Source organism: Streptomyces sp. NPDC048338 (assembly GCF_043201055.1).
Taxonomy (GTDB): domain Bacteria; phylum Actinomycetota; class Actinomycetes; order Streptomycetales; family Streptomycetaceae; genus Streptomyces.
In genome coordinates this window covers 327,553-341,010 of the sequence record NZ_JBICYQ010000005.1, presented here as the reverse complement: position 1 = coordinate 341,010, position 13,458 = coordinate 327,553, and the positions used below count along the sequence as shown (strand labels likewise).

Annotated in this window: 11 protein-coding genes; 10 read left to right on the top strand and 1 reads right to left on the bottom strand. The window is 70.0% G+C overall.

All coding sequences use genetic code 11. The annotated features are described in order from the left end of the window. The first annotated feature begins 43 nt into the window (after positions 1–43). From ACGFZF_RS14855 to ACGFZF_RS14815, 9 genes are all read left to right on the top strand, one after another. Complete coding sequence (locus ACGFZF_RS14855; protein WP_392582194.1) at positions 44–1,387, top strand: aminotransferase class I/II-fold pyridoxal phosphate-dependent enzyme; 1,344 nt, start codon at positions 44–46, stop codon at positions 1,385–1,387. A 477-nt stretch (positions 1,388–1,864) separates the two neighbouring features. Further along, positions 1,865–3,898, top strand: coding sequence for an ATP-binding cassette domain-containing protein (locus tag ACGFZF_RS14850; protein ID WP_392582195.1), 2,034 nt, complete (start codon positions 1,865–1,867; stop codon positions 3,896–3,898). 72 nt (positions 3,899–3,970) lie between these two features. Next, the gene (locus tag ACGFZF_RS14845; protein WP_392582196.1) at positions 3,971–5,440 is read left to right on the top strand and encodes an NUDIX domain-containing protein; all 1,470 of its coding nucleotides are present in this window, start codon (positions 3,971–3,973) and stop codon (positions 5,438–5,440) included. A gap of 67 nt (positions 5,441–5,507) precedes the next feature. Continuing rightward, positions 5,508–6,545 (top strand): phosphotransferase enzyme family protein, encoded by a 1,038-nt coding sequence (locus ACGFZF_RS14840; protein ID WP_393554057.1) that lies wholly within the window; start codon positions 5,508–5,510, stop codon positions 6,543–6,545. Beyond that, positions 6,529–7,320 carry an MFS transporter gene (locus ACGFZF_RS14835; protein WP_392582198.1) on the top strand — a complete coding sequence of 264 codons (792 nt, stop codon included), beginning with the start codon at positions 6,529–6,531 and terminating at the stop codon, positions 7,318–7,320. The genes ACGFZF_RS14840 and ACGFZF_RS14835 overlap by 17 nt, the downstream gene beginning before the upstream one ends. Positions 7,321–7,360: 40 nt before the next feature. Continuing rightward, positions 7,361–8,023: a hypothetical protein gene (locus ACGFZF_RS14830; RefSeq protein WP_392582199.1), complete on the top strand. Its 663-nt coding sequence runs from the start codon at positions 7,361–7,363 to the stop codon at positions 8,021–8,023. Then, positions 8,023–9,801: a hypothetical protein gene (locus ACGFZF_RS14825; protein WP_393554054.1), complete on the top strand. Its 1,779-nt coding sequence runs from the start codon at positions 8,023–8,025 to the stop codon at positions 9,799–9,801. The genes ACGFZF_RS14830 and ACGFZF_RS14825 overlap by 1 nt, the downstream gene beginning before the upstream one ends. Then, complete coding sequence (locus ACGFZF_RS14820) at positions 9,798–11,975, top strand: site-specific integrase (RefSeq protein WP_392582201.1); 2,178 nt, start codon at positions 9,798–9,800, stop codon at positions 11,973–11,975. Before ACGFZF_RS14825 ends, ACGFZF_RS14820 begins: the two co-directional genes overlap by 4 nt. 1 nt (position 11,976) lies before the next feature. Further along, on the top strand, positions 11,977–12,474 hold the full coding sequence (locus tag ACGFZF_RS14815) for a hypothetical protein (protein WP_392582202.1): 498 nt from the start codon (positions 11,977–11,979) through the stop codon (positions 12,472–12,474). Here the strand turns inward: ACGFZF_RS14815 and ACGFZF_RS14810 are convergent. Further along, a complete protein-coding gene (locus ACGFZF_RS14810; protein WP_392582203.1) occupies positions 12,456–12,878 on the bottom strand; it encodes a hypothetical protein in 423 nt (140 codons plus the stop codon). The two genes, ACGFZF_RS14815 and ACGFZF_RS14810, sit on opposite strands and share 19 nt — an antisense overlap. Before the next feature lie 87 nt (positions 12,879–12,965). Between ACGFZF_RS14810 and ACGFZF_RS14805 the strand changes: the two genes are divergently transcribed. Continuing rightward, the gene (locus ACGFZF_RS14805; RefSeq protein WP_392582204.1) at positions 12,966–13,391 is read left to right on the top strand and encodes a heavy metal-responsive transcriptional regulator; all 426 of its coding nucleotides are present in this window, start codon (positions 12,966–12,968) and stop codon (positions 13,389–13,391) included. Positions 13,392–13,458: the final 67 nt, after the last annotated feature.

Sequence of the window (13,458 nt, the reverse complement as noted above, 5' to 3'; positions counted from 1 at the left end):
GGAAGCCCGGCAGCGCCCCGGCTCATGGCGCACCGGAGCCACCGTGGACGACACCGCCCCCGCACCCGCACAGGCCGACTGCCTCACCTCCTTCGCCGCCCTGCGCGATGGCGCCTACTCGGACCCCGAGACGACGATCGAGCTCGGGGAGGGCTGCAACCGCTTCCCGCCCTCCCCGGACCTCGCCCGCTACCTCTCCACGCTGCTGGACCGCTTCATCCGCGACGGGACCCTCTCCGCGTACGCAGGACGCCACCCAGCCGGCACCCGTGTAGCGATGGCCGAACTTCTCGGCAGCCACCTGGACATGCACCTGGACGCCTCGGACATCTTCTTCACCCGCGGCGGCACCGAGGCCATCAACCTCACCATCGCCCACCTCGCCGAAACCGGCCACGGCCTCGTCCTGCCGCTGCCGAACTACTACGCCTTCGATCAGTCCGCCGTCCGCTGGGGAGCCCCCGTCACCGCCTACTACCGGCACGACGGCGCACTCCACCACACCGGGATGGCCTCCGCACCGCGCACCTGCCTCGTCGAAGTCCTCCCCAACGGCGTCACCGGCGCCCGCCACGGTCTGCCGCAGCTGGCCAGGCCGGACTTCACCCTCATCGACATCCCCTTCCAGGTCGGCGCCGAGGGCCCACAGCCAGCCGCGATACTTCGCGACCGCGCCCGTGACCTCGACCTGGAATCTGCCGCTCTGATCCTCACGGCCTCGAAAGATCTATCCCTGCCCGGCCTGCGCGCGGCGGTCGTCGTCACACGGAACAAGGCCCTGCTGGGCCACTTCGGCCGTGACCGGTTCGAAAGGATGGCCATGAGCGGCGACCCCGTCGGCGAGGTGGTCATGCTCTTCTACGCCTCCCTCATCGCCCTGGCGGACGCCCCTCGCGAGCAGACCCCAAAGCTGCTCCAGATCGCCCAGGACTGCGTCCTCCGCGCCGGTCTGCCCGCCCTCCCGGACGAGGAGACCTACCGCCGCGTCCGCGACCACCTGACCATCATGAGTGAACGCTTTCGCCGCAACGCGCTCGCCATCGCCGACTCCCGGTCACCGCTCCAGCCCATCACCGGCCTGCAGCCCGCCACCGGCTACTCCGCCTTCGCCGAACTCCGAGCGCCCCAGGAGGATTTCCTCCAGTGGGTCGCCCGGTGCGGGCGATCCGGCCTGCGACTCAACCCGACCGTCGTGCACGGCGGCACCTCCGCCGCCTGGGACTCGCTCTACCCCGGTGGTCAGCTTCTGCGGATCAACCTCTCGGAGGACCCGGCCACCATCGATCGCGGTCTGAGCCTTCTCCATCGCCACGCGACCAACCAGCTCCAGCAGGACTTGAAAGCCAGTAGCGAGGTGTCCGGCGAGCAGAAGGACACCGCCCGATGACCTCCCCCGTCGGCCGGCCATCTCTAGCCCCCGGGACAACCCGCGCCCCGACCAGCTGGCGACGCCGCCGCGAGGCTGTTGCTCGATGCGAAACACGCCTGCCCGGAGCACTCCCGACGCCGGGCGCCATGGATCACGGATCCGCCTGCGAGCAGCACCAGGAGGCCGGCGATGACGATCTCCGACCATGCGGTCGTGAGGCTGAGCTTGATCCTTTCATCCGCCGCGCCAAGCAGGGTGAGACATCAGCTTGGAACCTTGCTGACCGCGTACCGCCGCAGAGCTTGGGGGTCGGCGTTTCGGCCATTCCGCGCCTGTCCGAGTGCTCTTGCGCGGCAAGGGTCGGTGCACTGCACACCTTCGAAGAACCGCTGAATCACGGGGCACTCAATCCGTCCGAAAGGAACAGGCGCTCGAAATCGCGTGGCGTCGTTGAACACAGCGACGCCACCACCACGTCCACAAGGGGGGAACACATTGACGCCAGTCGAACCAGACAGCGACGAGATCCAGAGCGGCCCGAAGGGCGGAGCCACGCACAACGTCTCGGACGCCGAGCGGGAGCTGTACGGCGGCCGACTGCGCTACGACCAATCCTACGTCCGCCACGAAGGCCCGCTGACCCGGCTGAAGTTCGGGCACATGGCGGCCGCGCTGCCGCACATGGTGGGCATGGTTCTGCGCACCGGCTGGAAGGCGGACCGGCGCGCACTGATGGGAGTCGTCACGGCCGAGCTCGGGCAGGGTGTGACGGCCGGGTGGGGTTTGGTGGCGGTCAACGGCGTGCTTGCGCAGTTGTTCGCCGACGGTCCGACCGTTGACAAGCTCCGCGACGCTCTTCCGTCCTTGGTGGCACTCGCGGTCGCGGCGGTGGCCGGTGCCGTGCTGTCGGCGTGGTCGACGGCGATGTCGGGGCGGCTGGAGCCGCAGGTGGAGCGGGCGGTCTCCGCCCGGTACTACACGGCCGTCACCGGTGTGGAGGTGGAGGCGACCGAGCGGCCGGAGGTCCAGCGGATCCTGGAGGCGGGGAAGTTCGGCACGGACTCGGCCCGCAGCATGCTGCGACTGTCGGTCGGCGTCGGCAATGTGGTGATCGGCATGGCAGCGGCCGCGGTCGTGCTGGCGTCGCTGCACTGGGCGCTGTTGCCGATGCTGTTGGCGATCGCCCTGCCCAAGGGGTGGGGCGCGGTCCGCTCCGCGCGCCGTGACTATCTCTCCCGGATGAACTGGGTCGACCACCGCAGGGCGATCGCGTCCCTGCTGGCCTATCTAACCCGCCCGCACGCCGCCGGTGAGCTCCGCGTGCACGCCGCCGGCACGAAGCTGCTGTCCAGCTACGAGGAGATGTCCAGGCAGACTGAGGCGGAGCAGCGGCGCCTGGCCCGGGCCCAGGCATCGACGGACCTGGTGGCGGGCGCGTTCGCCGGCGTGGCGTCGCTGGCCTGCTACGGGGTGCTGTGGTGGCTGCTGTCGACCGGCGGTCTTCCGCTCGCCGTCGGCGGGACCGCGGTGATCGCCATCCGTACGTCGACGGCGCGGCTCACGTCGCTGGTGCAGCAGGTGAACCGGCTGTACGAGGAGTTGCTGTTCCTCACCGACACCGAGGACGCGATCAAGGTGGCGGGCGAGAACGCGATCCCGCTCACCGGTACGCCGCTGCCCGTTCCGGTGCGGGAGGTCCGGACGGAGGCGGTCTCGTTCACCTATCCGGGCGCCGACGGCCCCTCCCTGAAGGGCGTGAGCGTGAGCGTGCCGCGGGGGAAGGTGACGGCTCTGGTGGGTGCGAACGGTTCAGGGAAGACCACACTCACCAAGGTGCTGGCCGGGCTGCTGCTGCCCTCCGATGGAGACGTGTGGTGGGTGGGCGAGTCGGGCGAGCGGGTCGAGCTGCGTGAGGCGGACCGCTCCCAGATCTTCGCCGAAGTCGGTTTGTTGGCACAGGACTTCCCGCGTTGGGAGATGACGGCGGCCGCGAACGTAGCCATCGGGATCGGCGACCGTCCCCGGGACATGGACCGTGTCCGCAGGGCCGCTGGCGAGGCGGGCGTGCTCGAGCTGGTCGAGGGCCTGCCGCACGGCTGGGACTCGATCGTCTTCAAGGGCTACGAGCGCGGTGTCCAGCTCTCGGGAGGCCAATGGCAGAAGCTGGGGTCCGCTCGAACAAGGTACCGGCAGGCGCCGTTCCTGCTGGTCGACGAGCCGACCAGTGCGCTGGATCCCCATGCGGAAATCGCCGCGTTCGAGGGGCTGTGGTCCCTGGCCGAGGAGGGGCACGCGGTCGTGCTCGTCACCCACCGGCTCGCCGCGACCATGCACGCCGACCACATCTACGTCCTCGATCAGGGGTGTGTCGTTGAGGACGGCACCCATGAGGACCTGATGTCCCGCAAGGGCGGTTTGTACCAGGGGATGTTCGCCGCCCAGGCCGCGCAGTACGGGCTCGCGGCCACGGCCGACCCGGTGCCCCGGCCCCGGGGCACCCAGCCGTCCGGCCACGAGACGGCGAGCTGATCCACCACAGCGACTTCCCCCAGTCCGACCCGCCACCCCGCCCCCCGCTACTTCGAAGGCGAGACACCGCCCATGCCACCCAGCTCCACCGCGATCCGCAAGACCGTCGAGGCGTACCTCGACCGGCACCCCGGCGAGCGTGACGCCTTGGCCGGGCTCCTTGCCGCGCTGGACCGGCCCGTCGAGGCGACCGCCCGGACGACGCTGCCCGGGCACGTCACGTGCAGCGCCGTCGTCATCGACCGGCAGGGCAGGGTGCTGCACATCCGGCACCGGGCCTCCGGCGGCCTCGTGCTCACTCCCGGCGGCCACATCGAGCCTGAGGACCGCACACTGCTCGCCGCGGCGCTGCGGGAGGTGTCGGAGGAGGCCGGGATCGCGCCGGGCGACCTGTGCCTGACCCGGCAGCTGCTCGGCTCTCCGATCGACATCGACGTCCACAACATCGACGCAAACCCGGAAAAAGGGGAACCGGCCCACCGGCACTACGACGTCCGCTACGTCTTCTACCTCGCCGGCGAGGAGCCGCCCGTGATCGCGCTGCAGGACGAGGAGGTGTCCGGCGCCCAGTGGCTCGCGCAGCCGGAGGTCACCTCGCCGACACTGCGCGCGAAACTCCTCGCGGCGCGGCTGGACGGCCGGCCGGAGCCGGTGAATGCTTCCGCACTCATCCACGACGGGGCCGGCCGCTACCTGCTCCATCTGCGCGACCACAAGCCGGGCGTCATCTGGCAGTCGGGGGCGTTCGCTCTTCTCGGAGGCGGCCGCACGCACGACGACCAGAGCCTTGAGGGCACGCTGCTGTGGGAGCTGTCCGAGGAGGTGCCCGACCTCCGCCTTGAGGACTTGAAGCCCTACGCCGTGGAGGCCGCCACCAGCATCGACGGCCTCAGAGTCCCCGTCCGGGTCTTCGCCGGCCGGTGGCGCGGCAACCCCGACCGTCTCGCGCTGCACGAGGGCGTGCTGCTGCGCTGGTTCACGCTCGATGAGCTGGACCGGCTGCGCCTGAGCCCCGCCACCCGGGACCTGATTCGCCGGCACGCGGCCGAGAACCCTCCGGACAACGGGCCGGACGCGGCTCCTGCCGTGTGGGACGGGGGCAGCCGGACGGTGCTGAACGGCATCGGAGTCCACCTCCACCTCGAAGACGCCGCAGGCCGGGTGCTTCTCGGGCTGCGTCACCCCGACTCGAAGTACGCGGGCGACACCTGGCACTACCTCGCCGGGAGGTGCGAGCAGGAGTCCGCCCTCGCCTGCCTGGTCCGCGAGGCGAGGGAGGAGGCCGGTCTCGTCATCGACCCCGTGGACGTGGAGCTCGCGCACGTCGTCCACGTTGTCGACGCCGCAGGCGCGTTGCCGTTGATGCAGCTGGTCTTCAAGGCCCGCCGCTGGGAGGGGGTGCCGAAGGTCCTTGAGCCTGACAAGTGCCTGACCTGGAAGTGGTGGCCCCGGCATGAGCTGCCGGACCGGATTGTCCCCTATACCCGAACGGCCATCGCCGCGATCGCCGAAGGTCTTCCCTATTCCCAGTTGGGCTGGTGAGCAGGGTGAGCACACCTGTCGGGAACGGGCGGCGAGTCCCGTCCGTCCGCAGGCCGGGGGTGCCGGGATGAGTGCCAAGCCCGACGTCATGGTCGTGGCCGGGATCCTGGCGCTGCTGTACCAGATCACGCCGGCCGCGGTCAGCGAGGGTCCGGCGGGAACGGCGACCCGTAACTACGTGGCCGAGGACCGCGAGGGCCGGCGGTGGTTCGTGAAGGCGTACCCCCGTGGGACCGACATGGATGCGGAACGGCAGGCCTTGGCCCTGGGCGAGGCGGCCAGGGCGGGAGGGGTTCCGGTGCCGTCCGTGCGGCGGACGGTGACGGGCGAGGTGATCGCGTCGGCCGGTGGGCTGTCGGTGTCCGTGACGGAGTACGTCGCGGGGGCTGAGACGGCCGAGGGCGGGCTGTCCGGCGGCCGGTGGGATGCGGTCGGTGAGGCCGTCGGCCGACTGCACCGGGCCCTGGCCCGCCACCCCGTCGGCCCGTCGCGCCCTGTGGCGGCCCGCGAGGTGTGCGACGTCGCGCGGGCCGGACGGCGGCTGGACGAACTACTCGCCCAGTGGGCCGCCACGCCTCCACCGGAAGGGTTCGCCACCTGGGCGCACCGCACCGCGAAACAGCGGCTTGCCGCCCTTCCCGAGGTGGCGGCCCGCCTGGAGAAGCTGCCAGCCACGCTGACGGCGCAGATCGTGCACGGGGACCTCGCCTCGCCCAACCTGTTGCTGCGCGGCGAGACGGTCGCCGCAGTGATCGACTTCCGGCCCCCGGGGCATCGCAGCGCCGCGTGGGAGCTCGGCCGGATCGTGCTGGACCCGCGCACCGTGCTGGCCCGCCCGGACGAATGGATCCGGGGCCTGGCCCGCGCCGTTGGCGCCTACCGTGCGGCGAACCCGGAGCTTGCGGCCGAGGACCTCCTTGCCGTGCCGCGCGTCGCCGCTGGGTACCTGGCCTGCTCGGTCTATCCCCTGTCCGAGCCGCTGGACGACCCTGCCTCGGTCACCCCGGCCCTGGAGGCGTACGGGCGCGCCCGGCACGAGGCCGCGGGCGTGCTGTGGGAGCGCCTGGAGGAAGCCGAGGAGGTGCTCCGTGACGTCCTGCGGTGAGCCCCCCGCCACACCCGCTCCCTCCGGCGACTCGCTGTGGCGGCACCGGGACTTCCGCCGGTATCTGACCGGCCAGGCCGCGAGCATGACCGGCAGCTCGATCACCCAGATGGCGCTGCCGGTCCTGGCCGTGCTCCACCTGGGCGCCACGACCGCCCAGGTCGCGTGGCTGGCATTCCTCGGGCAGCTCCCGCCCGCGCTGCTCGCCCTGCACGCCGGGGCGCTCGCCGACCGGTACTCCAAGCGCCGCCAGATGATCACCGGTGACCTGGTCAGCGCCGCCGTGCTCACCACGGTGCCGGTGGCGGCCGCGCTGGGCACGCTGACCCTGACGCAGCTCATGATCGTCGCCGTGGTCCAGGGAGCGGCGAGCGTGCTGCACGACGCGGCGGCCATCAGCCTCCTGCCCAGCCTCGTCGACCGGTCCTTGATCCAGCGGAGCAACAGCCGCGTGGGGGCGCTGTTCGCGATCGCCGCGACCGCCGGAAGCCACCTCGGCGCCGCGCTGACCGCGGTACTCGGCCCCGCCCGGGCCCTGCTCGGCGACGTCGTCTCCTTCCTGATCAGCGCCGGATGCACCGCCCGCATCCAGGCCCGAGAACCCGCCCCGCATCGCCCGGAGGCCCGCCGGTTGCGAGAGGAGATCGGCGAGGGCCTGCGGTACGTGCACAGCGATGAGCGGCTACGGACCCTGACGCTGGTCAACGCCACCACCTCCTTCGCGCTCGGCCTGCTCAACACCCTGTGGGCCCTGTACCTCCTTGTTCCCGCTTAACGACAGTGTTGCTTTCTGTCTGCCACCCCACCTGAACTGCTTGATCGATTACGACTCGCTGGCTGAACTGCACTCCTACATCGCCCTCGACCGGGCAGCGGCGACGTTCGGATCGTCGTGGCGTCCGCCGGCCCGCTGGGGAGAGCCCCTGTTCGTGACGGAGGCCGACGAGCGCGGCGGACGCATTAACGGGGTCCGTGTGCGGTGGAGCTCACTCAGCCCTGACGAGCGGCGGCGTCTGGTCGCCCCGGAGGGAGGCTCGATGCTGCTGTCGGTGTGGGGCCAAGGACGCCCGTTCACCGGATGGTCCACGGTCTTCGCCAGGACCTCCGACCGCATCCGCGAGCGATACGAGCCGCGCTTCCCGCATGTCAGCCCACACCGGTTGCGTCACACCATGGCCATGGCGACCATGGCGCGACTGATGCGCGGCTGGTACGAGCAGGCCGCTCGGCAGGTCCGCGACACCGATGACGATGCCGCCCTGGCGCACTACCTGCGGACGCAGGAGCCGCTGCTGATTCTGCGCGATCTACTCGGACATACCAGCTCGCTGACCACGGAATCCTACCTGCACCGCCTGGACGTACTGCGCCTGTTCACTTCCCTGTACCGGCAGGTCGGCAAGGAGTACGGGCTGCTGGACAAGGACGTCGAGCTGGAGCTCGGGACCGAGTTCGACGACGAGCCGGCGGTGCTCTGATGCCGGCCATCGTCACCCTGGACCCGCTGGGTGTGCACTGCATCTTCAGCGACGGGTCGGCGTATCGCCGTCGCCTGCGCGTGCTGCGGCCAGTGGAGCTCCCGGAGCTGTCGCGCACCCTGCTGGAGGGTGCTACGGATCTTGTACATCCGCACGGGCAGGTCGACAGCGCGGGCGGCTTCGACCTGTACCTCACGGCCGTCCGCGGCTTCACCGACTGGCTGGTCGCGTTCGGGTTCTCCGGCGGGGCTTGCGACCTGACGCGCGCGCTCCTCGCCCGGTACTGGCGGCAGGGGGTGCGGTCCTCCCAGGAGAGCGCGCTGCGGGCGATGTTGCGCTGCGCGGATGACCAGGATCAGATTCTGGCGCCGGATGTGCGCGCGTTCGTCGATGGCCGGCTGTTCAACACGGGCGAGCGGTACGGCTCACACCAGCCGTACAGCGAGGCCGAATGGGCTCGGCTCATCCGTACCTGCCGGGCCGAGGTCGAGGGCGCCTATCGCGCGTTCTGCGCGGCCCGTGAGCAGGCGTCGTCGGCTGAGGGGCCAGGGGCTTCGCTGCGTGAGCGCACTGCCCATCACTGGCTGGTGGTTCACAACGGGCCCGACCCGCTGGTCAGCGAGATGGCAGAGCGCGGCTCGTTCCCCTTCCGGCAGAGATACGGCGCCGGACTTCGCGCGGTGCTGGATCCGCTGATCCCGACCCTGGATGTGATCATCGCCTATCAGCTGCTGTTCGGCGCCTACACCGGCATCGTGCCGGACGGGATCACGGACCTGGGACTTACCGACATCGAGTGGGCGGGTGACGAGAAGATCCTCCTCAGCTACGTCAAGGGCCGCACGGCGGCGGAGAGCGTTGCTCTGTCACGTCAGGCCACTCGCCTTCTGGAACAGTGGCTCGATCACTCCGCGGTGGCCCGCCGATTCGCGCCCGAGGGGTTGCGCCCCGAGCTCTGGGTGCGTTTCACGCCGAGCGGCACGTGGGCGGGAGAGCGATGGCTGGCCAAGCCGGCCACCCGCCTGTCCGTCGTCCGCTGGGTTGAGCGCCGCCAAGCCGTCGACGAGGACGGGCACCCCACGCAGATGACTGGTGACGACGGTCTCCCCCTGGCCCTTCACCGGCACCTCATCCGCACGACCCACGACGCGCTGAAAGACCGATCACACTGGCGCGGCAGCCGCCGGACCACGCTCGATCCGAATCGGTCCCCCGGCATCGAGGGGGACCACTACCTGACGAACACGACGCCGGCTCAGCGCGAGGCGGCGGAGGACATCATCGCCCAGGCACAGGAGGACCTGGTGCGCCGGGCGCTGCCGCCTTTGGTGCTGGCCACCGCCGATATGGCCGACCTGGTGGAGAACTATTCCGAGCAGATGAAGCGGCTCGGCCTGGACGACAACGCCTTGGCGCAGCTGCTGTCCGGGGAACGCGACGTGTTCACCGCGGCGTGTGGGGATCAGCTGTCGGGACTTCACGGGCCGACGGGCAAGCCCTGTCCGGCACGCCCGTGGGTGTGCCTGTTGTGCCCGCTGGCCTTGTTCGCTCCCCGCCATCTGCCGAACCTGCTGCGGCTACGGGCGTTCTTCTCCCGCCAGTGGCAGCAGATGACCACCGCCGAGTTCATCCCCGTCTTCGGCCCGTACGCCCACCGTCTCGACGAGATCCTGACTCCCGGCCGGTACTTCTCCGAGCAGGCGCTGCGGGCAGCTGCTGTCGAGGTCACCGGCTCCGATGTGGAGCTTCCACTGCGACCTGAGGAGCACACCGTATGATCACCCTGCCCCGGCCCACGGGCCTCGCGGCTGCCTTTCCGCGTTCTGTCTTTCGGGGTGAAGACGTGTGCGCTGCGGCAGGTCTGCCGGTCCACGGCGCGGGCCCGCGTCCTTGCTTCGATGACGCGGTCTGGGACTTCACCGGTGTCATCGGGCTGCCGCGGTACCTTGCGCGGTACGCACGGATCTTGTCCTTCACCGAGATTCTCAATCCCCAGTGGAGGGAACTCGCAAAAGAGTTCATCTTCGCCCGGCTCGCACCGGACCACCACGCTGTGCGGGAACTTGCCCACGCCTACCGCACACCCGTGCAGATAGCCACGGTGCACGGGCGGCTGACGGTGCTCACCGGCTGGCTCAACTGGCTCACCGAACAGGGCGTCGACCGTCTCGGGGAGGTAACCCAGCAGCACTGCGCCGCCTACCTGGAACTTCGCAAGAAGGTACGGGACAAGCACGGCGTCGTGATCCGCGACAGCAGTCCCGGCTACCGCATGGACGTCGTGGCGGTTATCCAGGAATTGGGCTACTACACCGAATTGTTCTCCACCGGCGGCTACGTGCCGGGCTTCCGTCCATGGGGGCGACGCACGGCGTACGCGGTTGCCGGGATGGTCCGTAGGACGGGCAACACAACGCCGCCGCTGAGCAACGACGTGTTCCAGCCGCTCGTAGCGGCGGCCCTGTACGTGGTGGAGGTGCTGGCGCCGCACGTCGTGGAACTCCAGCAACAGCTGCGGGAGATGACGCCGAACCGGCCGGGCCGCAACAGCGGGCGTCCGAGCTGGAAGGTCGAGGTCGTCCGGGCCATCGACCGCCACATCCGGGAGGGCGACCCGTTCGATGTCGCCCTCGATCACGTCGTGGCCGAGCGGCTGGCGGACGGCTGGGATCCGGACGATCCGCTGCTGCTGGTGAACCTGATCTCTCTCGCCCACGAGACCGGACGGCATGCCTTCCACTACACGTGGCTGCCCACACTGCGCGGCCACCTGGAGAAGGCCGTCAGGGAAGTAGGCCTGTCCAAACGCTGGGGCCGGACGGCCGCCCTGGTCGAACGCGCGGACGGACGGGGCAGTGTCCCCTGGACTTTGCCGATGAGCACCACCGAGGCCCGACTGCAGCTCTCCCGGGCCCGCACAGCCTGCCTCATCGCGCTCGCCGCACTGACCGGAATGCGCAAGAGCGAACTGGCTGAGCTGACCCACGACTGCCGCCTGCCTCCCGAACAGCTCGGCGAGGGCCGCGTCCGCTACCGCCTGAAGGGCAAGGTCATCAAGGGCAGGAGACTGGGTGGTGAACACGATCAGTGGGTGACCATCAAGCAGGCGTACGACACCGCCGGCGTAGCCGCCTCGCTCGCCGATCCGGTGAAGAACGACGGTCACCTGTTCAAGTCGCTCTCTTTCTTCACCCCGTACGAATGGTTCCTGACCTGGGTCAATGGCCCAGACGGCCGTCGCCTTGGGCTGGCTCCGATCCCCGAGGTGCCGGTCAGTCTGCGGATGCTTCGCAGAACCCTGGCGGTGGAAATGGCGCACCGTCCAGGTGGTCTGCTGGCCGCCAAGATCCATCTCAAGCACATCTCGGTGGTCACGACCGAGGGCTACGCGGACCGCCCCGGTGGGGCCCAGTCGGTGCTGATGGCCGAGTTCGGCCAAGAGGAGCGCGAGCATAAGATGCGCGTCGCCCTCGACGCATTCCACGACTACCAGAATGGTATCCGGCCCTCGGGGCCTGGTGCCGGAGATCTCCTGGACTTCTTCGCGTTCGTCGACGAGCAGCTGGATTTCCCTGGGGCGCCGAACGTCAAGCGCAGCGACCAGGAGGTGAGGAATCTCCTCGCCAAGCGAGCCAAGTCCCTGCATCTGGGGCCGGCGAACTACTGCTGGTTCCTCGATCCGTCCAAGGCGCTGTGCCTCAAGCTCGCAGGGGCCCGCGCCCGCGGGGCGAAAGAGCCTTTGATCGGCATGTGCGATTCCGCGCGGTGCCCCCAGGCCACCCACCATGCCGGGCACCGCCCGGTATGGGCGGCCAGCGCCGAGAGCAAGAAGGTCTTCATCGCCACCATCGGACGCGCACAGCGGACGGAGAAGGCCCGGCTGAGGGCGGAACTCGCCCGCGATGAACGGGTGCTGGCCGAGATCGACGCCCACTGCGGAACGGGGGCCTGACATGGCCCGCATCAGCGACGAGACCCGGCGGAGCAACGAGAGGGCCATTCGGCAGGTCATGGAACGGCTGCTTGCCGGTGACGTTCCCCCGGGCGGCAAGTGCGACATCAAGACCCTCGCGACCCAGGCCGGGGTCGCCCGCACCGGCTTCTATCCCAAGAGGAACCGCGACGGCTCGCCGCGGCCCGGTCCGTACCAGCACCTGGCCGAGGAGTTCGAGCGCCGCCTGGCCGCACTGCGCGAGGCCGGCGCCATGACCGACCCACGAGCCGCCCAGGTCGAAAGCCTCAAGAGTCAGGTAGCCGGGTTGAAGGACCGGCTCGCCGAGCGGCAGGGGCAACTCGCCGAGCTCGGTGAGTTCAAGCAGCGAGCGCTGTCCCAAATCGCCGCGCAGCAGATGGAGATTCAACGGCTTCGGGAGGCCCTGGCCGCACCGTCGAATCTGCGGGCACTTCCCCGGGCTCAGAGAGGATCTGCCCCCTACGGGTCATGTAGCTGAACTCCGGGCCATATGCGCGGATCCCGGTCATCGCGATGGGCCATATGCCCGGTGTGCCGGGGCTGCGGTCTGGGCAGGACACCGCTCTCAGTCAGGACTCGGTGCAGGTCCGCAGTGGCCGGTGCACCCTCGGTCGTGCCGTCGGCATGGCGGTAGAGCCGGCAGGACAGGCCCGGTTGGAGTCCCTGCGCTTCGAACGGGTCGGCTCCGTCCAGCAGGAGGGTGGGCGAGCCCGACATCCCCAGCCTGACGGCCTCGTCCGCGTCATGGACCTCGACCCATTCCACCGGCACGGCCCGGCCCTGGAGAGCTTCGGTGATGCGCTCGCGGATGAGCGGGGCGTTCGGGCAGCCGGGCACGGTCAGCACCGTAAGGCGCGACGTCTCAGTCTCGGAGTGGTTCATGGCGGACCCCTTCCTGGCGAGGTTCTTCCTGGTGTGTGGACGGTAGACCTTCCCGTGCGCTGGAAGGTCAAGGGCTAGCCTGGAGGGATGCGCATCGGTGACCTTGCTGCCGTCAGCGGGGTGACGGCGAAGACCCTCCGGTTCTACGAGCAGGCCGGGCTGCTGCCAGCCCCGCCCCGTACCGCGGGCGGCTATCGCGACTATCCGCAGCAGACGGTGCAGCGGCTGGCGTTCATCCGTGACGCCCAGGGCGCGGGGCTGAGCCTGGCCGAGATCCGCTCCGTGCTCGCTCTGCGTGATGCCGGCGCCTCTCCCTGCGCCCATGTCACGGCGCTGGTCGAGGCGCATCTTCAGGACATCGACCGGCGCCTGGCCAAGCTGCGCGCCACCAGGGCGGTGTTGCGGGGGCTTGCTGAGCGGGCCGCCGCGACCGATCCGGCCGACTGCACCGACGTCGAGGTGTGCCGCATCCTCACCGGGGCGGGCAGCGCGGTTGGTGAGCGTCCTCACTGAACCGGCGGGCCGGGCCCGCCTAGCGTGAGGGCTCCCGGGACATACCGGTCCCGTTCAGGTAGAGGAG